Source organism: Anaerorudis cellulosivorans, assembly GCF_025943985.1.
GTDB lineage: Bacteria > Bacteroidota > Bacteroidia > Bacteroidales > Dysgonomonadaceae > Anaerorudis > Anaerorudis cellulosivorans.
Window position 1 is genome coordinate 139,361 of sequence record NZ_JAPCWE010000005.1, and the last position, 20,036, is coordinate 159,396.

At 42.0% G+C, this 20,036-nt stretch carries 18 protein-coding genes; 8 read left to right on the forward strand and 10 right to left on the reverse strand.

The window, feature by feature from the left end:
• Positions 1-13 precede the first annotated feature (13 nt).
• From OLM34_RS04260 to OLM34_RS04290, 7 genes are all read left to right on the forward strand, one after another.
• A complete protein-coding gene (locus OLM34_RS04260) occupies positions 14-1,291 on the forward strand; it encodes a tetratricopeptide repeat protein (RefSeq protein ID WP_264405463.1) in 1,278 nt (425 codons plus the stop codon).
• A 454-nt stretch (positions 1,292-1,745) separates the two neighbouring features.
• Entirely contained in the window at positions 1,746-2,918 is a 1,173-nt protein-coding gene (locus tag OLM34_RS04265) for an AIR synthase related protein (RefSeq protein ID WP_264405464.1), read from the forward strand.
• A 9-nt stretch (positions 2,919-2,927) separates the two neighbouring features.
• Positions 2,928-4,013 (forward strand): peptide chain release factor 1, encoded by a 1,086-nt coding sequence (prfA, locus tag OLM34_RS04270; protein WP_264405465.1) that lies wholly within the window; start codon positions 2,928-2,930, stop codon positions 4,011-4,013.
• Between the two features lie 31 nt (positions 4,014-4,044).
• Positions 4,045-4,764, forward strand: a complete 720-nt coding sequence (locus OLM34_RS04275) for an outer membrane beta-barrel protein (protein ID WP_264405467.1) — start codon at positions 4,045-4,047, stop codon at positions 4,762-4,764.
• Positions 4,765-4,770: 6 nt separating this feature from the next.
• Positions 4,771-6,516 carry a YncE family protein gene (locus tag OLM34_RS04280; protein WP_264405469.1) on the forward strand — a complete coding sequence of 582 codons (1,746 nt, stop codon included), beginning with the start codon at positions 4,771-4,773 and terminating at the stop codon, positions 6,514-6,516.
• A gap of 3 nt (positions 6,517-6,519) precedes the next feature.
• The gene (gene pyrF, locus OLM34_RS04285) at positions 6,520-7,350 is read left to right on the forward strand and encodes an orotidine-5'-phosphate decarboxylase (protein ID WP_264405470.1); all 831 of its coding nucleotides are present in this window, start codon (positions 6,520-6,522) and stop codon (positions 7,348-7,350) included.
• A 24-nt stretch (positions 7,351-7,374) separates the two neighbouring features.
• Complete coding sequence (locus OLM34_RS04290; RefSeq protein ID WP_264405471.1) at positions 7,375-8,598, forward strand: HD domain-containing protein; 1,224 nt, start codon at positions 7,375-7,377, stop codon at positions 8,596-8,598.
• Between the two features lie 187 nt (positions 8,599-8,785).
• Here OLM34_RS04290 and OLM34_RS04295 read toward each other — a convergent pair whose 3' ends face one another.
• The 10 genes from OLM34_RS04295 to OLM34_RS04340 all read right to left on the reverse strand — a co-directional run bounded on the left by OLM34_RS04295 (position 8,786) and on the right by OLM34_RS04340 (position 18,412).
• A complete protein-coding gene (locus OLM34_RS04295; RefSeq protein ID WP_264405472.1) occupies positions 8,786-9,721 on the reverse strand; it encodes a ribose-phosphate pyrophosphokinase in 936 nt (311 codons plus the stop codon).
• Between the two features lie 110 nt (positions 9,722-9,831).
• Positions 9,832-11,529 carry an alpha-amylase family protein gene (locus OLM34_RS04300; protein WP_264405473.1) on the reverse strand — a complete coding sequence of 566 codons (1,698 nt, stop codon included), beginning with the start codon at positions 11,527-11,529 and terminating at the stop codon, positions 9,832-9,834.
• Positions 11,516-12,349: a patatin-like phospholipase family protein gene (locus OLM34_RS04305; protein ID WP_264405474.1), complete on the reverse strand. Its 834-nt coding sequence runs from the start codon at positions 12,347-12,349 to the stop codon at positions 11,516-11,518. Before OLM34_RS04305 ends, OLM34_RS04300 begins: the two co-directional genes overlap by 14 nt.
• A gap of 131 nt (positions 12,350-12,480) precedes the next feature.
• A complete protein-coding gene (folK, locus tag OLM34_RS04310; protein ID WP_264405476.1) occupies positions 12,481-12,951 on the reverse strand; it encodes a 2-amino-4-hydroxy-6-hydroxymethyldihydropteridine diphosphokinase in 471 nt (156 codons plus the stop codon).
• A 16-nt stretch (positions 12,952-12,967) separates the two neighbouring features.
• Positions 12,968-14,020, reverse strand: coding sequence for a tRNA preQ1(34) S-adenosylmethionine ribosyltransferase-isomerase QueA (gene queA, locus OLM34_RS04315; RefSeq protein ID WP_264405477.1), 1,053 nt, complete (start codon positions 14,018-14,020; stop codon positions 12,968-12,970).
• Positions 14,021-14,039: 19 nt separating this feature from the next.
• Complete coding sequence (gene truB / locus OLM34_RS04320; protein WP_264405478.1) at positions 14,040-14,741, reverse strand: tRNA pseudouridine(55) synthase TruB; 702 nt, start codon at positions 14,739-14,741, stop codon at positions 14,040-14,042.
• Positions 14,741-15,652 (reverse strand): undecaprenyl-diphosphate phosphatase, encoded by a 912-nt coding sequence (locus tag OLM34_RS04325; protein ID WP_264405479.1) that lies wholly within the window; start codon positions 15,650-15,652, stop codon positions 14,741-14,743. Before OLM34_RS04325 ends, truB begins: the two co-directional genes overlap by 1 nt.
• Positions 15,653-15,674: 22 nt before the next feature.
• Positions 15,675-15,929 carry a DUF3098 domain-containing protein gene (locus tag OLM34_RS04330; RefSeq protein WP_264405481.1) on the reverse strand — a complete coding sequence of 85 codons (255 nt, stop codon included), beginning with the start codon at positions 15,927-15,929 and terminating at the stop codon, positions 15,675-15,677.
• 37 nt (positions 15,930-15,966) lie between these two features.
• On the reverse strand, positions 15,967-16,845 hold the full coding sequence (locus tag OLM34_RS04335; protein ID WP_264405483.1) for a cell division protein FtsX: 879 nt from the start codon (positions 16,843-16,845) through the stop codon (positions 15,967-15,969).
• 136 nt (positions 16,846-16,981) lie between these two features.
• Entirely contained in the window at positions 16,982-18,412 is a 1,431-nt protein-coding gene (locus tag OLM34_RS04340; RefSeq protein ID WP_264405484.1) for a CCA tRNA nucleotidyltransferase, read from the reverse strand.
• Positions 18,413-18,612: 200 nt separating this feature from the next.
• On the opposite strand from OLM34_RS04340, the gene mgtE reads away from it, so the two are divergent.
• The gene (mgtE, locus tag OLM34_RS04345; protein ID WP_264405486.1) at positions 18,613-19,992 is read left to right on the forward strand and encodes a magnesium transporter; all 1,380 of its coding nucleotides are present in this window, start codon (positions 18,613-18,615) and stop codon (positions 19,990-19,992) included.
• The last annotated feature ends 44 nt before the right edge of the window (positions 19,993-20,036 follow it).

The window sequence follows — 20,036 nt, forward strand, 5'->3', positions numbered from 1 at the left end:
AAAAATAAGTAAAATGAAAAAATTTCTTTTTTTTACCTTGATAGCAGTCTTTTCAGCAGGCACAGTGTTTGCCCAAAAAAAAGTATTGAAAGATGCAAAGCGCGCTCTCGGCAGTAATAATCTGGAAGAAGCACGAACGTTGATTAAACAGGCCATAACTCATCCTGAAACCGCCAATGATCCGGAAACATGGAAACTATACGGCGATATCGGGAATAAGGCTTTCGACAACGAAAGAATGAATCAGATGTTGGGCAAACCGGCAAATGAAAAAGTGATGTACAATGGCTTATTGGAGTGTTACAAACCTTATGTTAAAGCAGATTCTTTAGCTCAGCTGCCTGACGAAAAAGGCAAAGTGAGAAACAAGGTACGAAAAGATATTGCTGCTATTTTGAAAGCCAATCACCCGTATTATATCAATGGAGGAGTTTACTATAACGACCAAAAAGATTACGGCAAGGCAGCCGACTTTTTCGAAATATATTGGGAGATACCTACCTTGCCGATGTTTGCAGAAGAAAAAGATGCCTTCAATTTAGACAGCACCTATCAAATCATTAAGTATTATGCCATTATCACGTCCATTCAGGCAAATGACCACGATAGGGCGCTAAGACTGATTCAACGGGCCATCAACGAACCTTTTATTGAAAACAGTGCGTATAAATTGAGCGATTTATACGAATTAATGGCAAGCGAATACCTCCAGGTTGGAGACAGCACCAACTATATGGAAGTGCTTTATGAAGGCGCCGAAAAATTTCCGGAAAGCAAATATTTTATTCCTAATCTGATCAATATATACATTCGCCAGGGCGATCACGAAAAAGCAATGGAATATTTGGACAAAGCCATTGCCAATGATCCGGCGAATGCCTGCGATCTGAACAGTGTGAAAGCAGCTTTGCTGGTGGAAAGGAAAAATTATGCCGATGCTGAAGCCGAATACAATAAAGCATTAGCTCAAGATCCGAATTGTGAAAGGGCATTGGAAGGGCTGGCTGTAAATTACATTCTTCAGGCACAGGATTTGAAAGAGAAAACGGCAACCATGACAGACCGGCAACAGCAGATTGAAAACGATAAAAAAACGCTGGAATTTTATCAGAAAGCGTTGCCATTATTGGAAAAATATACAGAATTGTTGAGAGCGCGTAACGCCGATGAATCCGAAATAAATTCCGCATTATTAAAATTAAGAAACGCATATTACAATTTAAGCCTTCTTGGAGTCGACAAATCCAAAGAACTGCAAGAGGTTGAAGCTCAATTGAATATTAAACAGTAATTGGGTTTACTGAACAAAAAAAATCATGACATCAAAAGAGGGTGAATCACATTGTGTTTTCACCCTCTTTGCATTCGTACAACTTATCAGAGGATAATTTCAAAATCCAATTCCCGGCGGCTTATTTTTTATAAGGTAAAAAAACCCATGCTGTTTTACGTGTTTATCGTTTTTGCTGCACATTTCGATATATAGAATATTGATTATAATTACCATTATGTTTAATCATAATACAGAACATAGCCCCCACCTATAAAAACTCGTAATCGTTTAAAAATTACCAAACGCTCATAAAAGCAACATCGGGCAGATAAAGGCAACCGAATTAAAATCACAAGCATTATGGACGAAATCACCCGTGGATAATTTAAAAATAGTATCTTTGTACCTCTGAATATTTCATATGGTTGAACGAAATCGTTGTAACTGAATATAAAAATAAAAAACTTTTCACATGTCCGAACAACGTTATGATTTACGCGGTGTTTCTGCTTCAAAAGAAGATGTACATAATGCGATAAAAAATTTGGATAAAGGAATTTTTCCAAAAGCTTTTTGCAAAATCATTCCCGATATTTTAGGTGGAGATCCGGCTTATTGCAATATCATGCATGCAGACGGCGCCGGAACAAAATCATCACTTGCTTACGTTTATTGGCGCGAAACAGGCGATCTTTCGGTATGGAAAGGAATAGCCCAAGATGCCATGATTATGAATATCGACGATTTAGTGTGCGTAGGTGCCGTCGATGATATTTTACTCTCGTCCACTATCGGGAGAAACAAAAACCTCATTCCCGGCGAAGTGATATCGGCTATCATAAACGGCACAAACGAATTGTGCGAAGAATTATCGGCACTGGGTGTCCATATTTATTCTACAGGTGGCGAAACGGCCGACGTCGGCGATCTGGTCCGAACAATTATTGTTGACAGCACCGTTACCTGCCGTATGAAGCGTTGCGATGTCATCAATAATGCAACTATTCGGGCCGGCGATGTCATTGTGGGCTTATCATCGTATGGACAAGCGACTTACGAAAAAGAATACAACGGCGGTATGGGCAGCAACGGACTTACTTCGGCCCGACATGATGTGTTTGCCAACTATCTCGCCCAAAAATATCCGGAAAGTTACGATCCCGCTATCCCCTCTTCGTTGGTCTATGGAGGCAAATTGAAATTGACGGATGAAACCGGAATTCCGGGTATTAATGCCGGTAAACTGTTGCTGTCCCCCACCCGCACCTATTCACCTATCATGTTATTGATTTTCAAAGAATTGCGAAAAAATATTCACGGAATGGTTCACTGCACCGGTGGTGGACAGACAAAAATCCTACACTTCTTGGATGATGGGCTCAGGGTTGTGAAAAACAACCTTTTCCCTATTCCTCCTCTCTTTTCTCTTATCCAACAACAATCGGGTACAGATTGGGAAGAAATGTACCGGGTTTTCAATATGGGACATCGAATGGAAATTTACCTCCCGGAGACTTATGCTCAGCGTATTATCGAAATTTCGCGGTCGTTTAACGTGGACGCACAAGTTGTAGGATATGTGGAAAAATCGGAGAAAAAAGAGTTGATCATAGAAAGCGAATTTGGAAGATTTATATATTTTTGAGTCGTATATATGGCAGAGAATTCATTATTAGATAAATTAGAACATTTAGTTGCTCGTTTTGAGGAGGTTTCGACATTAATTACCGACCCCGATGTGATATCGGACATGAAACGTTTTGTGAAACTCAACAAAGAATACAGTGATTTGGAGAAAATTGTAGAGGCACGAAACGAATTGAAGAAAACACTTGACGCCATTCAGGAAGCCAAAAATATTTTGGATCATGAAACAGACCCCGACCTTCGGCAGTTGGCAAACGACGAACTGGCGATAAATACCGAAAAACTCCCCCAATTGGAAGAGAAAATAAAAATTCTGCTGCTTCCGAGCGATCCCGACGATGCAAAAAACGTGATCATGGAAATTCGTGCAGGTACAGGTGGAGATGAAGCTGCTATTTTTGCGGGCGATTTATATAAAATGTACACCCGTTTTTGCGAAAGCAAAGGATGGAAGACAGAAGTGACTAGTTTTACGGAAGGAACCGCCGGAGGGTTTAAGGAAATTATTTTTACGGTTACAGGTGAAAATGTATATGGAACATTGAAATACGAATCGGGTGTACATCGTGTACAACGCGTACCGGCCACCGAAACACAAGGGCGTGTACATACTTCCGCAGCCACGGTTGCCGTTCTTCCCGAGGCCGAAGAATTTGATGTTGAAATCAATCCGGCCGATATTGAGTTCCATACTGCCAGGTCGAGCGGCGCAGGCGGTCAGAATGTAAATAAAGTGGAAACAAAAGTGCAGCTTACGCACAAACCCACAGGAATCGTTGTGGTATCGCAACAAGCGCGTTCCCAATTGCAAAATAGGGAAATAGCCATGCAAATGCTTCGAACCAAACTATACGATATAGAACTCACAAAACGGCGCGAAGAAATTGCAACCCGACGCAAAACCATGGTTTCTACAGGCGATCGCTCTGCAAAAATTCGCACCTACAATTATCCGCAAGGACGCGTTACCGATCACCGAATCAATTTCACGCTATACAATTTATCAGCCTTTATGGATGGCAATATCCAACCCCTGATCGATCAATTGACCATCAGCGAAAATGCAGAACGTATGAAAGAAACCGAAATATAAAACGATTCACCATTATTTAATATTTTATCCTGTGAAACAAAAAATCTTACTTCTGTTGTGTTCTGTGATGGGTAGCTTTTTCATTCTATCGGCACAAATCGAAAAACCGACACCCCGTCTGCGTTTTAGCACATCCGGCTGCTTGGGATATCAAACAGCATCAGGAAATTCGAACAACACTGCGTTTGTCAATCAAGAGAAGATAGACAAGTTTACCAACGATCTTCGATGGACAAAAACCCTCAATGCCGATGGATACTATCTTTTTAAATCCAATTGGGGACTAGGGTTGGAATATCTTCTCAATACCTCTTCGGCCAAGGGAAAAGATGTGATCATGGCCGCCGACGACAACATCCACTATCTTGTTGGGAACATCTCGGAATCGCTTTATATTAATTATATAGGCCTTTCCGCCTGCAGTTATTGGCCGTTGGGAATCGATCGAAAAATGATGTTGCTTTTTACCGTTTCCTGCGGTTACGCCCATTTGAGGGATGAAAGCAAAATAGTAATGATCAATTACCTGTACACCGGCGGTTCGTTTGCTGCAAATTACGAGTTTGGGTTGGATTATAGCCTTAATTCCAACATTTCTTTGGGAGTAACGGCGAGCTTATTTTCGGGCAATTTCTACACTATCAAAGTGAACGATGGTTTTGAAACAAAGAAGATGGAATTGGATTCGGATACCCGGCTCAATTCTTCCAACATTAATTTAGGAATGGGAATTCGCTATTATATAAACTAATAAACCATGAAAAAGAGAATACCGTATATAGCACTTGTCATTATGTTGTTTATCTTGGCATGCAGCAACGATTTCCTTGACGAAAATAAAGAGGAGATTGACCTCTATACGTTGAATGTGCCACTGTATATTGAACAGACAGCCGATTTTATTGAAGTATCCATTACTCTACCTGAACTTAAAAACAAATCGCTCCATGTATTTCAATATCCCAAAATGATTCATTTCGATTCTTTTGATTACCAAACAGATGAAACCGGACTACTTAAAATGAAAATAAAGGCGGATAATTCTTTCTACCTGCCGGTTAGCGATACACCTTACAATGGCGGCAACATTGTTTTGAATGTCAAAGATGTGGGATACATGGCAATAAATTTGTTTTTTGTCAACCTTGGGAATCCGAATTTAGTGTTCGATGAGGCAACTTTTACGTGGGGATTCAACCGGGAAGAAAAAAATTTCAGCATATCCAACACCAACGACAACAGTTATTTGGTATACAAAATTGAGGAATATCCCGACTGGATAACGATTACAAGCGAAAATGCAATTGATGGGGAGGGTTATGCGATATTGCCGGGAGGTACAACCAGCAGCGACTATCATATGCACGTCAATACCCACGGATTGGCACCGGGTGAATATTCGGGGAAGATCAGTATTGTAAGCAATGATAAAGCACATCCTCTTTCTCAAATAGAGGTGAAAGTTCGCGTGAGCGATTCCAAAAACATGTATGCGATCGAAGGCACGGTAAAAGATTGCGAATTCGATAAAGATCGCAACATCCTGTATATTGCCACCGCTCAACCCGATAAAATTCTTGTGTACGATACCGATAACGATATGAAAGTAAATAACTACACTATTGCAGGCAACATCCGTTGCCTTACCTTATCGGAAAACGGCCAATGCTTGTTGGTCGGTCAGGATAAACAGTTGAGCGTAATTAATTTATCTGACTTTTCGGAGAAAAGGATTCCGTTGGACATCGATGTTGCGGATGTGGCAGATGGCGCTAACGGATTTTATTATATATCGAGTTACAAAGGCAATAACCTAAACGGTGATTTTTATTCCTATGAGATTTCAACGGGAACAATGACTCTTTCCCATTATTCTACCGACTTTGTTGAAGGTGACAGAATAGTGAAAGTGAAGGGTAAACCCTATCTTTTCACTACCCGTTCCGCTGTTACGCCGGGAAAAATTTATTGCATCGATATTTCGGAAGGGGAACCCAAACTCCTGTTTTATCGGCTTGAGGACACCCATAACAAGTTGTGGTTTGCAGAAAACAGGTTATTTACCCGTTTAGGGGATCTATATACCTTCACGAATGAAGAATTGTCCGATAAAACCCGATTGGACAACCTGCCGAAAAATTCGAATCAGATCACAAATTATCGCTTATTTTTAGGATTTGATGTCAATGCGCAAACAAAGAGCATCTGGGGTTCAGGTTATTTCGATATTCAACAGGTTGGGCCCAAGCCGCTTGTTTTTGGTGAATACAAAATAATCGAATGGGACTTGAATACCCTTGAAATGAAAAGAGATATCGAACCATCGTATTACGATACCACGTATGACGGAAAAACAAACGAGTATGCCACCCTGCCTCACTATATATTCACAACTAGTCGGGGAGAAAAAATGTACCTCGTAAAAAACATATATACCAAAGAAGGGTTCGAAATTAAAGAACATAATAATTGGCTTATCGAGGTAACCGATTTAAAAAATTGAGAAATGAATAAACAACAATTATTTCAACACATTCAAAAAAAACAATCCTTTCTGTGTGTCGGATTGGATTCCGATTTAAAAAAAATTCCCGATCATCTGTTGGAGAACGATGATCCCTTATATGCTTTCAACAAAGCCATAATCGATGCAACGGCACCCTACTGTGTGGCATACAAACCCAATGTGGCATTTTATGAAGCATTGGGCGACAAAGGCTGGATGACATTCGAAAAAACGGTAGCTTATATCAGGCAGCGCTATCCCGATCAATTTATCATTGCCGATGCCAAACGTGGCGACATCGGAAACACCGGCGAAATGTATGCCCGTTTCTATTTCAACGATATGAAAGTGGATGCCGTGACTGTTTCTCCCTATATGGGCGAAGACAGTGTAAAACCTTTTCTCCTTTATCCGCAACATCATGTCGTTCTGTTGGCATTGACCTCCAACAAAGGAGCACAGGATTTTCAACTCACAGAAGATTGCAACGGCGAACGGTTGTTTGAAAAAGTGCTCCGTATTTCCCAAACCTGGGCGTCAGACGAACAAATGATGTATGTGGTGGGCGCCACCCAAGGCCATTTGTTTGAAGATGTTCGCAAGATTGTACCCCATCATTTTCTGCTTGTTCCGGGTATCGGCGCTCAAGGAGGATCGCTGGAAGAGGTGTGCAAATATGGCATGAACAGCCTGTGCGGATTGCTCGTAAATTCATCACGTGCCATCCTGTATGCCGATTCTTCCGAAGATTTTGCAGATGCCGCTCACGACGAAGCAAAAAAGTTGCAGCTACAAATGGCTGATATGCTGACTAAATATTTGAATAAATAACCTTTCGGTTCTAAAATCGGTATTATGCCTTCTAAACGAAGAGTTATCAATGATCCGGTTTTCGGATTCATCAACATCCCTAACGAATTTATCTACGATATCATTCAACATCCCTACCTGCAACGCCTAAATCGCATCAGGCAATTGGGAGTCACCTCTTTTGTCTATCCCGGAGCACAACACACGCGTTTTCACCATTCCATCGGAGCTATGTATCTGATGAACGAAGCATTGAAAAACCTCAAAGAAAAAGGTCACGACATATCGAACGAAGAATACAATGGCGCACTGGCTGCCATTCTTTTACACGATGTTGGTCACGGTCCGTTTTCCCATATATTGGAACACACCCTCGTGAAAAATATCCGTCATGAAGAGATTTCCCTGCTCTTGATGCACCAATTAAACGAAGAATGGAATGGCAAACTACAGACCGCCATCGCGATATTCACCGACACCTATCCCAAACATTTTCTCCACCAATTGGTTAGCGGACAACTGGATGTAGATCGATTGGATTATCTGCGTCGCGACAGTTTTTTTACCGGCGTAAACGAAGGCAATATCGGGTCGGCGCGCATCATAAAAATGATGGATGTGCGCAACGATCATTTGGTTATCGACTCAAAAGGCATTTATTCGATCGAGAATTTTCTCTTGTCGCGCCGATTGATGTACTGGCAGGTCTATCTGCACAAAACGGCAGTTGCAGCCGAAAAAATGCTCATCAATACCCTTACTCGTGCAAAAGAGCTTGCCACACAGGGAGAAAAACTTTTTGCCTCTCCTTCCCTCTCCTATTTTCTGGAAAAAAATATTACTCATGCCGATTTCGAAAACAAGGGTGAAGCCTTGCATCATTTTGTCGATCTTGACGATAACGATATATGGTCTGCTTTAAAAGTGTGGGCGTCTCACCCCGATAAAGTGCTCTCGTTGCTGAGCAACGGCATGGTCAACCGCAAATTGTTTAAGATAGAAATCACGGCAAAAAAACAACGTGCTTCAAAAGTCGAAGAATTTGTAAAAAAATACGAAAGCAAATACAACCTTTCGGAGCACGAAGCCCGTTACCTTATTTCGCACGATGTAATTACCACCAACATGTATAGCGAAGAAGAAGAAAGCATCGATATTTTGTACAACGACGGCTCCATCAAAGATATTTCGCTCGCTTCCGATATGCTGAATCCCGAATTATTGTCAAAAAAAATAGGCAAATATTACTTTGCCTATTTACGAGATTAAGAATCCGTTGCGGAATCAGTATTCTTTTTATGATTTAGCACTTCATTTAATGGATTGATACACATTTACATAATCTATGTTCTTATTATGTGATTACTTTTTTTGTGTGATTGATAATTGCTTACAGCATCCGACCTTCTCTGCCGGATTAACGACTCCTTTATAAAAGATTGATAATCATTTGATTTTAAATGAGATACAATGAACTGATAGACTCGTTGTTGCAAACGCGTTGAATTGCATTGGCAAACATATCGGCAACAGAAAGTATTTTTACTTTTTCCGATTTATTTGAGTAAGGAATGCTATCGGTAAACACAATTTCGGTCAAAGCCGATCGATCCACTCTTTCCGAAGCAGGATCGGACATCACGGCATGGCTGGCAATGGCACGTACCGATTTCGCTCCTTTTTGAAACATGATATCGGCTGCGCGGGTAATGGTTCCGGCCGTATCCACAATATCGTCGATCAGCACAACATCCATATCTTTTACATCTCCAACCACCTCCATATTCGATATTTCGTTGGCTTTTCTCCGTGCTTTATAGCAAATAACCATAGGGCAGCCAAAAAATTTGGCATAGGCACTCGCTCTTTTCGTACCCCCCACATCCGGGGCAGCAATGACCAGGTTTTTGAGATTTAACTCTTTAATGTATTCAATAAAAACTCCCGACGCATATAAGTGATCCACCGGAACATCAAAAAAACCTTGAATCTGATCGGCATGCAAATCCATTGTTATCAGTCGGTTAATACCCGCAACGCTGAGCAAATCGGCAATCAATTTGGCACCGATGCTAATCCGCGGTTTATCTTTTCGGTCTTGACGTGCCCACCCGAAATAGGGAATAACAGCTATGATGGATTTAGCCGACGCACGTTTGGCTGCATCGATCATCAGCAACAATTCCATTAAATTATCCGAATTCGGAAACGTCGATTGAATCAGAAAGACCTGTCTTCCCCGAATGGATTCTTCGTACGATACGGCAAATTCTCCATCGGCAAAATGTTCGATAATCATATTACCGAGCGGGCAATTTAGGCTGTTGCATACTTTTTCGGCAAAATAACGTGATTTTGTTCCGGAAAAAATTTTAAAAGGTTTCTCTTGCATGTTTGTTATTCTATTGATCTGTAATTAGTTAAACTTATCCGGCAATTATTATCATCACCCATGACGATTTCTGCTACAAAAGTACAAAAACTAACTCCAATAAAAGATTTTTACAAAAAAGAAATTTTATAAATCTCTCCGTCGTTCGCCTTTATTTTTACTTTCAATGGATTGGTAGGCGAAAAATCGATCGGAAATTTTTCATCCGAAAGAAGTGGCACCGCAATTGCCCTTTCGTGTTGCATCACCTTGAAAAAATCGTACGCATGATCGGGAATCCAAACCGTCACTTCTTCCTCTTCATTCGAAAAATTGGCAATAACTAAAAGAAAATCCGTGTAATCGCCGCGAATAAAAGCATATTGTTTCATGGAATTGAACTCCATATTTTCGTAATTTGCATACATCAAATCATAAAAAAGTCCTTCGCGCAATGCTTTTTCAAGGTTACACAGTCGGATAAGCTTATGATAAAATCTTCGTAGGCTCTTCTCCTCTTCGGTAAGCAAGTCTTCGTTCCATCGGCCGTTGTTGTTCCACCTTCTCACCGTGTCCACCGACCAATAATCGAATATCGAAGTGCGGCCGTCTCTTCCGCTGAAACCTTCTTCATCCATCCCCCGTTCGCCCAATTCTTGTCCGAAATACACCATCACGGGATTCACATTGATGCACGCCGTCACAATCATTGCGGCTTTTCCCTTCTCTCCGCTTTTGAGAAAAAAATCGGACGCAATGCGCTGTTCATCGTGATTTTCCATGAAATTGATCATGTGATGTTGTATATCGCCCACCGTATTCAAAATGAACGTGATGTCGGAAGAAGGGCGATAACCGCAGGCCACATCTCGCAAGACATCATAAAGCCCAACTTTGTCATACAAATAATCGAAAGTATTATCGGCCAAAAAATCGCGATACACCGAAGGGTTATAAATCTCCGCAAAGAAAATAATACCCGGAAATTGTGCTTTAACCTGAGGGATTACCCATTTCCAAAACTCCAACGGCACCATTTCGGCCATGTCGCACCGAAAACCGTCGATATCCTTTGCTGCCCAATAAAACAGGATGTTTCTCATCATTTTCCAGGTATGGGGGATTGGATCGAAAAATTTTCTGCGCCCATTCAAATAATCCATTCCGTAATTGAGTTTCACCGTATCGTACCAGTCATATTCGCTCGGTCTGTTGGTAAAACAATCGTTTCCCGTAGCCTTTGCCGGATTTTCGACGTAGTTGACCTCGATACCCTTGTCTTGCAGAAATTGCAAATCCAGTGGCTGACCGGGCAAATAATAAAAGTTGTTGTTTGGCGCAAAAGCAAGCGATGTATCGTCTTTTTCACCAAACTCGTTCACATGAGGCGGCTTAGTAACCGATCGATAATTTCTAGCCAAATGATTAGGTACAAAGTCGATGAGTACTTTCAATCCCGCCTTATGCGTTCGGGTTATCAATGCTTCAAATTCCGACATCCGCTCCTTCACGTTTACAGCCAAATCCGGATCCACATCGTAATAATCCCTTATGGCATAGGGTGAACCTGCTTTCCCTTTCACAATCTCCGGGAATTGTTGTGGAATGCCGTATCGGGTATAATCGGTAGCAGAAGCATGAGCAAGCACTCCGATATACCAAACATGCGTGTAGCCCGATTCCTTCAGCACTTCGAGCACGTTGTCGGTAATGTCATTAAATTTACCCGATCCATTCTCTTCAAGCGTTCCATTAGGTCTTTTCGGCAAATTTTTGTTGCCGAACAACCGCTTAAAAATCTGATATACAGTTATCTTATTTTTTTGCATGTTTTTTTTTCTTCATTGACAGGCATCTTTTCACGATCTCTTGCCCTTCCTTATCCATTATTTTTTGCGAAGCACACCTCGCGCCAAGTTCCATCATGTCATTCGAATGATTCAAATCGAACATGGAAAATTTTTCGATTCCTTCGGTTTCAATAAGAATATCGCATAACTTTCTGTCTCTAAGCGTATTTGAATTCGCCATCAAATTAAAGGTTCGTTCGATCATGTTTTTCAGATTGATTTTTTCCGGTGGAGGAATGATCAAAGAAACATTTACTCCCACCACATACTTACATTTTTTTCGGATAACCGACACCGGAAAGTTTTTCAGCAGACCTCCATCCACATACGGAACACCATCAATCAGTTGAGGGTAAAAAACGATGGGGATGGAACACGAAGCAACCACTGCATCAATCAAAAAATCACCCTGCGAGAAAGTCACCGCGCGTGCCCGATTCCAGTCGGTAGCCACAGCAATAAACGGAATTTTGAGTTCTTCGAACGATTTTGCGCGCAAATTATTTTTTAAAAACGATTGCAGCCCTGTTGTCTTGAAAAAACCTGCTGTAGGTTTAGTAAATTCAATAAACTGTCGGAATTCTTTACCCTTAAAAAGTTCGCATATTTCATCCGGGGTGTAGCCGTCGGCATAGAGAACGCCCGCCAACGAACCGGCACTGGTTCCTACAATCACATCGGGCTTAAGTCCGGATTCATCCAACATTTTCAGCGCTCCGAGATGGGCAAATCCCTTAGCGCCACCTCCGCTTAATGCATATCCTAAATTATAGGGGTAACGGGGTCCAAAAAGTGTCATTATATAAAAGATTTAAAAAAAAGTTTTTAATAGCACACACAAAAAATGGAATTCTTCATTACAAAAGTGGTGATTTTTTTCCTTATACCCATGATTTAAGGCCTGAATTTATCGACAAAGCATGAATGATTTTATTGAGGCAATTGCTCAAGCAAATCACGAATGGATTGCTTAAAGACCGGATGAACAACATCGGGAGCAATTTCGGCAAAAGGAACAAGAACGAACCTGCGCAAATGCATCCGCGGATGCGGTACTGTTAATTCCGGTGTATCTATTATACTGTCATCCACCATCAGCATATCGATATCGATCACCCTGTCGGCATAATTACCGTTCTCGCTTTTTTTTGTTCTACCCAACTGTTTCTCAATGGTTTGCGTTATTGCGAATACCTCATCAACCGGCATATCCGATACCACTTCGCATACAGTATTCACAAACCAATTTTCCGATAGAAACCCTTCAGGCCGGGTTACATAAAAAGCGGATTTGGAAACGATTTTCCCAATCCGCTCTTCTATCCTTCTATACGCCTCTTCTATATTTTTTTCTTTATCGCCCAAATTCGATCCTAAACCCAAAAAAATACGATACGCCATTTTTTCACCCTTGTCATTAGTCGATAATCAACATGGCATCGCCGTAAGCGCCAAAACGATATTTTTCTTTAACAGCCACATCATATGCATCCATCACCTTTTCGTAACCACCAAAAGCACAAGCTGTCATCAATAACGTAGAATAAGGCAAATGAAAATTCGTAATAAATGCCGAAGGAAAGGTAAATTCATATGGAGGAAAAATAAATTTATTGGTCCATCCCTCTCTCGGCTTCAAGTGTCCGTCGGTGCTCACACCCGTTTCAATAGCCCTCATCACAGAAGTACCTACCGCACATATCCGATGACCTTCGTCGTATGCTTCATTTACCCTTTCGCACAATTCTTCGGGAATGATCATGAATTCGGAATCGATTTTATGCTTGGTAAGATCTTCCACTTCAATATCCCGATAAATACCCAATCCGCAATGCAGGGTAAGGAATCCGTAATCGATCCCTTTGATCTCCATCCGTTTCAGCAATTCGCGACTGAAATGCAGTCCGGCAGCAGGAGCCACAACGGCCCCTTCTTTTTCGGCAAAGACGGTCTGAAAACGCTCTTCATCTTCCGGTTCCGCACGCCGCCCCATGTATTCGGGAATCGGCATCTCCCCAACAGAATAAAGCAATTTCTTGAATTCGTCATGCGGCCCGTCATACAAAAACCGAAGGGTACGTCCACGTGACGTCGTATTATCGATTACTTCTGCAACGAGTTCTTCATTTTCGCCAAAATATAATTTGTTTCCGATGCGTATTTTTCGTGCCGGATTTACCAACACATCCCACAAGTGTTGTTCGGGGTTAAGTTCTCTCAACAGAAACACCTCGATCTGCGCTCCTGTTTTTTCCTTGTTCCCGAACAATCTTGCCGGGAAAACTTTTGTATCGTTAAAAATAAAAAAATCCTTCTCTCCAAAATAATCCAATATGTTTTTGAAAGTCGTATGTTCGATTTCATCCGATTTTCGGTGCACAACCATCAGCCGCGATTCATCGCGATGAGCAACAGGATATTTAGCTATAAGCTCCTCAGGAAGATTAAATTTGAATTGAGAAAGTTTCATATTACACTAACAATTATAATTAACAAAATTTATCACGTATGTGTTCATCAAAAAAGCGATCCAGCTCGCTAACCTGCAAACATTCGTCAAGCGTCGCCCCCCCCACCCTTGTGCGAACCAACGCGGTAAGGTGTGCGCCCGAACCCAATTCTCTACCGATATCTCTGGCCAGTGCCCTTATATAGGTGCCTTTGCTGCAAACCACTCGTATGGTTATTGTCGGTAATTCGCAAGCCAGCAATTCCACTTTATCTATAACCAATAACTTGGGTTTTAGTTCAATATCTTCGTTTTTTCGGGCCAATTTATATGCCCTTTCCCCTTCGATTTTACATGCCGAATAGGCAGGCGGAACCTGTTCGATTTGGCCGACAAATTTTTTCAGCACATCGTTCACCATCTCCTCTGTGATATGGTGAGTAGGATACATTGTATCGACCGGCGTTTCCAAATCGAACGATGGCGTTGTGGCACCCAATCGAATGGTGGCCACATATTCTTTTGTTTGCGCCTGAAGCCGTTCTATTTCCTTCGTTTTTTTTCCTGTGCAAACCACTATCACCCCACTTGCCAACGGATCCAACGTGCCGGTATGCCCGACTTTCAACTTTTTGATTTTTAACCTGCTGCAAATTTTGGCACGAACAACGCTCACTACTTTAAACGATGTCCAATGCAACGGTTTATCGATGTATAAAATTTCTCCCTCAATAAAATCCATCAAATCACATTTGAAATTGTACCTGTACCCAACAGAATCAGCATTAATCCTCCAATGATGATCCTATAATACCCGAATGCTTTAAATCCATGTCGGGTAATGAAATCGATAAAAAATTTAATGGCAATCAAGGCAACAAGAAAAGCAACCACATTTCCGATCAACAACAATATCAAATGATCGTGCAGCATGGCCATACTCGCCGGATCTTTCATCAATCGATAAAGCTTGTAACCGGCTGCTGCAGCCATTGTTGGAACCGCAAGGAAAAAAGAAAATTCGGCTGCATTTTTTCGGTCCAATTTCACACTCATCCCGCCCACGATAGTAGCAAACGAACGGGAAACCCCCGGTATCATGGCAATACACTGAAAACACCCGATTTTCAGTGCCCGCTGCCACGTCATCGTCTGATCGGGAGAGGGTCTGTTAAACCATTTATCGACGAAAAGCATCACAATACCTCCCGCAACGAGCATCGTCGCAACCACCAGCACATTTTCCAGCAACAAATCGATCTGATCGCCCAACAACAGCCCCAATATCCCGGCGGGAACAAGTGCTATGAGCAGTTTCAGGTAAAAATCGAATTTATAAAACAACCGTTGCACACCTGCGATTGCGGTAGAACTTACCTTTTGCTTTTCTGCCTTTTCCGCAACCCTGTGGTCCTCTTTTACATCGATGATTTCCGACGGAACAGGGTTCAGCCTGAAAAAACGTTGCCGGTAAAGAACCACTACCGACAAAATGGCGCCAAATTGAATCACGACCGTGAAAGCCTTCACGAAAGGGGTGCTTTCTATACCCAGCAATGCCTGGGTGATAATCATATGTCCTGTGGACGAAACCGGAAGAAACTCGGTGAGACCTTCCACCACAGCGATAATAATTGCCTCTATAACACTCATTATAACCGATAAAAGGGATAAATTATTTTACTTTTTTTTCTTCCTCTTTTTTTGTTTTGGAAGGATAGAGAATCCCCACAATCATCAAAAGGAAACCGGCCAGGCAAACCATCGGCGCTATTTTAATGCGTCGCGCACTGAAAATATCCGGATTGAAACCGGTTTCTGCCGTCGTTCCCGGCCCCACCATCAACAAAAATCCAAGAACAATGATTGCTACGGCTATTCCGCAGATGAGGAGATTGGTTTTACTTAATGCAAAATTTTTTTGTGCCATATTTTTTTAATCAGAGCAAGATATTGCTATATATCGTTTAAACGTAATACAAACTGTCGGTATCCATTTTCAAATAATGGTTTACCGAAAAAAAGGCTGCCAACCCTGTGATAACTAATCCCAACACGAGGACGGCTCCAAAGAGCAGCATCATATCGTTTGTTGTTATGATTGTTTTCAAATCAGCATATTCCGTGCCAAAATAAGACAAAATTCCAAAAATGATACCGTCGGCCAACAAGCCGGCAAAAAAACCCATTATCATATGATCTTTAATAAACGGTTTTCGGATGAACCCGTCCACTGCTCCCACCAGTTTCATGGTGTGAATCAGAAACCGTTTGGCATAAATACTTAAACGTATGGTGTTGCGAATCAGCGTAAAAGAGATAAAAAGCAACACAGCCGACAAAATCAGCAACAATGCCGTGACTTTAGATAAATTATTATTTATCAAATCAATGGCTTCCTGCTGATACAACAAATCGTCGATGGTGCTTTCCGCCTTGATGATTTTGCTCACCTTGGCCAGACTATCCGTGTTGGCATATTCCGATTTCAAAAAAATCTCGATACAATCCTGCGCCGGGTTATAGCCCAGCAACTCTTCGGGATCTTCACCCAAATCTTTAATCAACAGCTCTTTTGCTTCTTCTTTACTGATAAAGCGTGACGATTTCACAAAAGGCATGTTATCCAATCGTTTTTTGGTTTCCGCTATTTGTGCATCCGTGACATCGTAATCCAGCATAACGCTGAAACTCACATTTTCTTTCACGAATTCCGATAACCGTTTTCCGGCAAACAACGTAAGTATGGTAAGCCCCAACAACACCAAAACCAACGTAATGCTGATGATGGAGGTGAGCTTTGCATTAAAAAATCTTGCTTTGTTTACTCGGTATTTTTTCGTCATAATTATCCGGCGGCAAAAAACGGGTTGATAAGTGTATACAGGGCAAATTAGCCATTTACCCGAATATTTTGCAAAGTAACAAAAAAATATTGGCAATAAAACGAATGTATTCCCTAAATAATCTGAATATGCTTGCTTATTGACGAGGTTTCAATCCCATTTCTTTTGCTTTCTCCAGCATAAAGCGATAAGCCGCATCGTGTTCGTTAGGTATTTTTCCGTCAAGGATGGCTTCCTTGATGGCCGACTTCAATATTCCCACCTCTTTTCCGGGACTCAATCCGAACGTCTCCATGATTTCGTTTCCATTCACAGGAGGTTGAAAATTCCGTATCCGGTCCTTTTCTTCAATCTCTTTGAGCTTATTTCTTACCATTGCAAAATTCCGAAGGTAAAGACGCGCCTTTTCGGGATTTTTCGTGGTGACATCAGCCTCGCACAGCATCATCAGATCGTCGATATCGTCACCGGCATCAAAAAGCAGTCGGCGCAATGCCGAATCGGTTACCTGATCGTCTACCAACTGCATCGGCCGCATGTGCAAAATCACCATCTTTTGCACATATTTCATTTTTTCGTTCAACGGCAAACGCATGCGCCGAAAAATTTTTGGCACCATTTTTCCGCCCACATGATTGTGGTTATGAAATGTCCACCCCACATGATAATCCCACCGTTTGGTAGCCGGTTTGCCGATATCATGCAGCAAAGCAGCCCACCGCAACCATAAATTATCGCTTTTGCGCGCAATATTATCCAACACGGCAAGCGTGTGATAAAAATTATCTTTATGCTGTATGCCGTCGCGATTTTCCACCCCTTTCAAGGCTGCCAGCTCGGGAAAAATAAGATCCAACAAACCTGTCTTTTCCTGCAACACAAATCCTACCGACGGCTTCGGCGAAAGAAGAATCTTGTTCAGCTCATCGGTAATACGTTCGGCAGAAACAATGGTAATGCGCTCTTTATTGGCCGTAATGGCATCGAATGTTTCGGGGTAGATATCGAAACCCAACTGCGAAGCAAACCTGATGGCACGCATCATACGCAACGGATCGTCGCTAAACGTGATATTCGGATCGAGAGGCGAACGGATAATGCCGTTTTCCAAGTCTTGCAACCCGTCGAAATAATCTACCAATTCTCCATATCGGTTGCTGTTGAGACACAAAGCCAACGCATTAATCGTAAAATCCCGCCGTTTCAGGTCATCTTCCAGGGTGCCGTCTTCCACAATGGGCTTGCGCGAATCGTGGTTGTACGATTCTTTTCGCGCTCCCACAAACTCCAGATCATATCCCTTGTATTTCACTTGTGCCGTGCCAAAATTTCGGTAAATATTCACTTTCGATTGTCTACCCATTTTTTTTGCTACGGCTTTAGCCAACGCTATTCCGTTCCCGACAGCCACAAAATCGATATCTTTCGACGGTCTGTGAAGAAAAATATCGCGAACATATCCTCCTATCACATAACACTCCATATTGATTTCGTCGGCAGCTTGCGAAACAAGTTTGAAAACAGGCCGGTTCAGATGTCTCTCGATTTCTTCGTAAGGGATATCCATAAAAATGACGGATTGTAATTTGTAACCGCTTGCAAAATTACAATAAATCTTAGAGGTGCCATAATTGCGGCAATTTTATTTCCGTAAAAATAATGGCTATATTTGCACAGGAAAAAATATAGAAAAAACAAATATACAATGGACGACGACCCTCATCCCGGCAGTTTTTACGTATTCACACTTCTGTAAGGAGGGTATCAATGCCTCTTTACAGCAAAAAAAGTAAGGAGGCATACATTATGGTGAACTTCAAACGCTCCTTCCGCGATTTAATAAAAAACAAAGATTGGAAGGCTCTGAAACAATCGTTAAATCAATTCAATCCGCACGAAATAGCCCAATTCATCAACGACCTTCCCGAAGGCGAAGATGTTATTTTGTTTCGTCTTCTCAACAGAGAACAGGCCAAAGAAACCTTTCGGCACCTGTCGCACGAAAACCAAGAACACATCATTGAAGGGTTGGCCCAACATATCCATAAACTCTCCGATTTGCTTAACGATCTCGAACCGGACGACAGGACAGCCTTCTTTGAAGAATTGCCGGGTAAAGTTACGCAGCACCTCATCCAACTCTTGTCTGACGAGGAAAGAAAAATTGCCATGCAGCTGCTTGGTTATCCCGAGAACAGCATCGGACGATTGATGACGCCCGAATACGTTGCGGTTAAACCCGATTTCACCATCGAACAAGTTTTTGCACACATCCGGCAATATGGCAAGGATTGCGAAACCATCGACAGCATTTATGTTGTAGACAAAAACTGGAAATTGCTGGACGACATTCACATCAAAGATATCATTCTGGCTTCGCCCGAGCAAACCGTTTCCGAACTCATGGATCATCGTTTTGTGGCACTCAACGCGATGGACGATCAGGAAATGGCCATACGTGTTTTCAAAGATTACGACCGGGTCTCGTTGCCTGTCGTAAACGCCGATGGAATTCTGCTTGGCATTGTTACGTTTGACGACATTATGGACGTTGTTGAAGAAGAATCTACCGAAGATTTCCACAAATTCGGTTCGTTGCAAGAGCCCATCATCAATCCACTCAAAGCTTCAACCTTTCATTTGTTCCGTGAACGCATTTTTTGGCTGGCGGCGCTCCTTTTCGTAAACCTCTTTTCCGGAGCAGTTCTTTCGAGTTTCGAGAGTGTGATTCAATCGGTGGTTTCGCTCGTATTTTTTCTTCCCCTCATCATCGACAGTGCAGGAAATGCTGGATCGCAAACGGCATCGCTCATGATTCGTTCGCTTGCCACAGGCGATGTCCACTTGAAAGATGGGTACAAGTTGGTAGGAAAAGAATTTATCGTTTCCTTTCTACTGGGAATCACAATGGCCATCGGTGTCGCGGCGATAGCTAAATTCCGATCACCCGAAATTATTTATATCGTTGCCCTTACCATGGTTTCGGTTGTGATGATTGGCAGTTTGATCGGCTTGCTGTTGCCGTTTATTTTCACAAAACTGAAACTCGACCCTGCAACGGCCAGCGCTCCGCTGATTACCTCCATTGCCGATATCCTCGGCATCGTGATCTATTTTTCGCTTGCCTCTCATTTTTTGGGTTTTTAAGAAATACTGTGCTTCGCCGATTTCTTTGTTGTTATTTGTGAAAT

Coding starts and splice junctions, on each gene's coding strand:
- pyrF (WP_264405470.1), top strand. CDS start 6,520: ATGAATAAACAACAATTATTTCAACACATTCAAAAAAAACAATCCTTT.
- OLM34_RS04335 (WP_264405483.1), bottom strand. CDS start 16,845: ATGACGAAAAAATACCGAGTAAACAAAGCAAGATTTTTTAATGCAAAG.
- OLM34_RS04340 (WP_264405484.1), bottom strand. CDS start 18,412: ATGGATATCCCTTACGAAGAAATCGAGAGACATCTGAACCGGCCTGTT.
- OLM34_RS04305 (WP_264405474.1), bottom strand. CDS start 12,349: ATGACACTTTTTGGACCCCGTTACCCCTATAATTTAGGATATGCATTA.
- OLM34_RS04260 (WP_264405463.1), top strand. CDS start 14: ATGAAAAAATTTCTTTTTTTTACCTTGATAGCAGTCTTTTCAGCAGGC.
- mgtE (WP_264405486.1), top strand. CDS start 18,613: ATGCCTCTTTACAGCAAAAAAAGTAAGGAGGCATACATTATGGTGAAC.
- folK (WP_264405476.1), bottom strand. CDS start 12,951: ATGGCGTATCGTATTTTTTTGGGTTTAGGATCGAATTTGGGCGATAAA.
- OLM34_RS04280 (WP_264405469.1), top strand. CDS start 4,771: ATGAAAAAGAGAATACCGTATATAGCACTTGTCATTATGTTGTTTATC.
- OLM34_RS04330 (WP_264405481.1), bottom strand. CDS start 15,929: ATGGCACAAAAAAATTTTGCATTAAGTAAAACCAATCTCCTCATCTGC.
- prfA (WP_264405465.1), top strand. CDS start 2,928: ATGGCAGAGAATTCATTATTAGATAAATTAGAACATTTAGTTGCTCGT.
- OLM34_RS04325 (WP_264405479.1), bottom strand. CDS start 15,652: ATGAGTGTTATAGAGGCAATTATTATCGCTGTGGTGGAAGGTCTCACC.
- OLM34_RS04265 (WP_264405464.1), top strand. CDS start 1,746: ATGTCCGAACAACGTTATGATTTACGCGGTGTTTCTGCTTCAAAAGAA.
- OLM34_RS04300 (WP_264405473.1), bottom strand. CDS start 11,529: ATGCAAAAAAATAAGATAACTGTATATCAGATTTTTAAGCGGTTGTTC.
- queA (WP_264405477.1), bottom strand. CDS start 14,020: ATGAAACTTTCTCAATTCAAATTTAATCTTCCTGAGGAGCTTATAGCT.
- OLM34_RS04290 (WP_264405471.1), top strand. CDS start 7,375: ATGCCTTCTAAACGAAGAGTTATCAATGATCCGGTTTTCGGATTCATC.
- truB (WP_264405478.1), bottom strand. CDS start 14,741: ATGGATTTTATTGAGGGAGAAATTTTATACATCGATAAACCGTTGCAT.
- OLM34_RS04295 (WP_264405472.1), bottom strand. CDS start 9,721: ATGCAAGAGAAACCTTTTAAAATTTTTTCCGGAACAAAATCACGTTAT.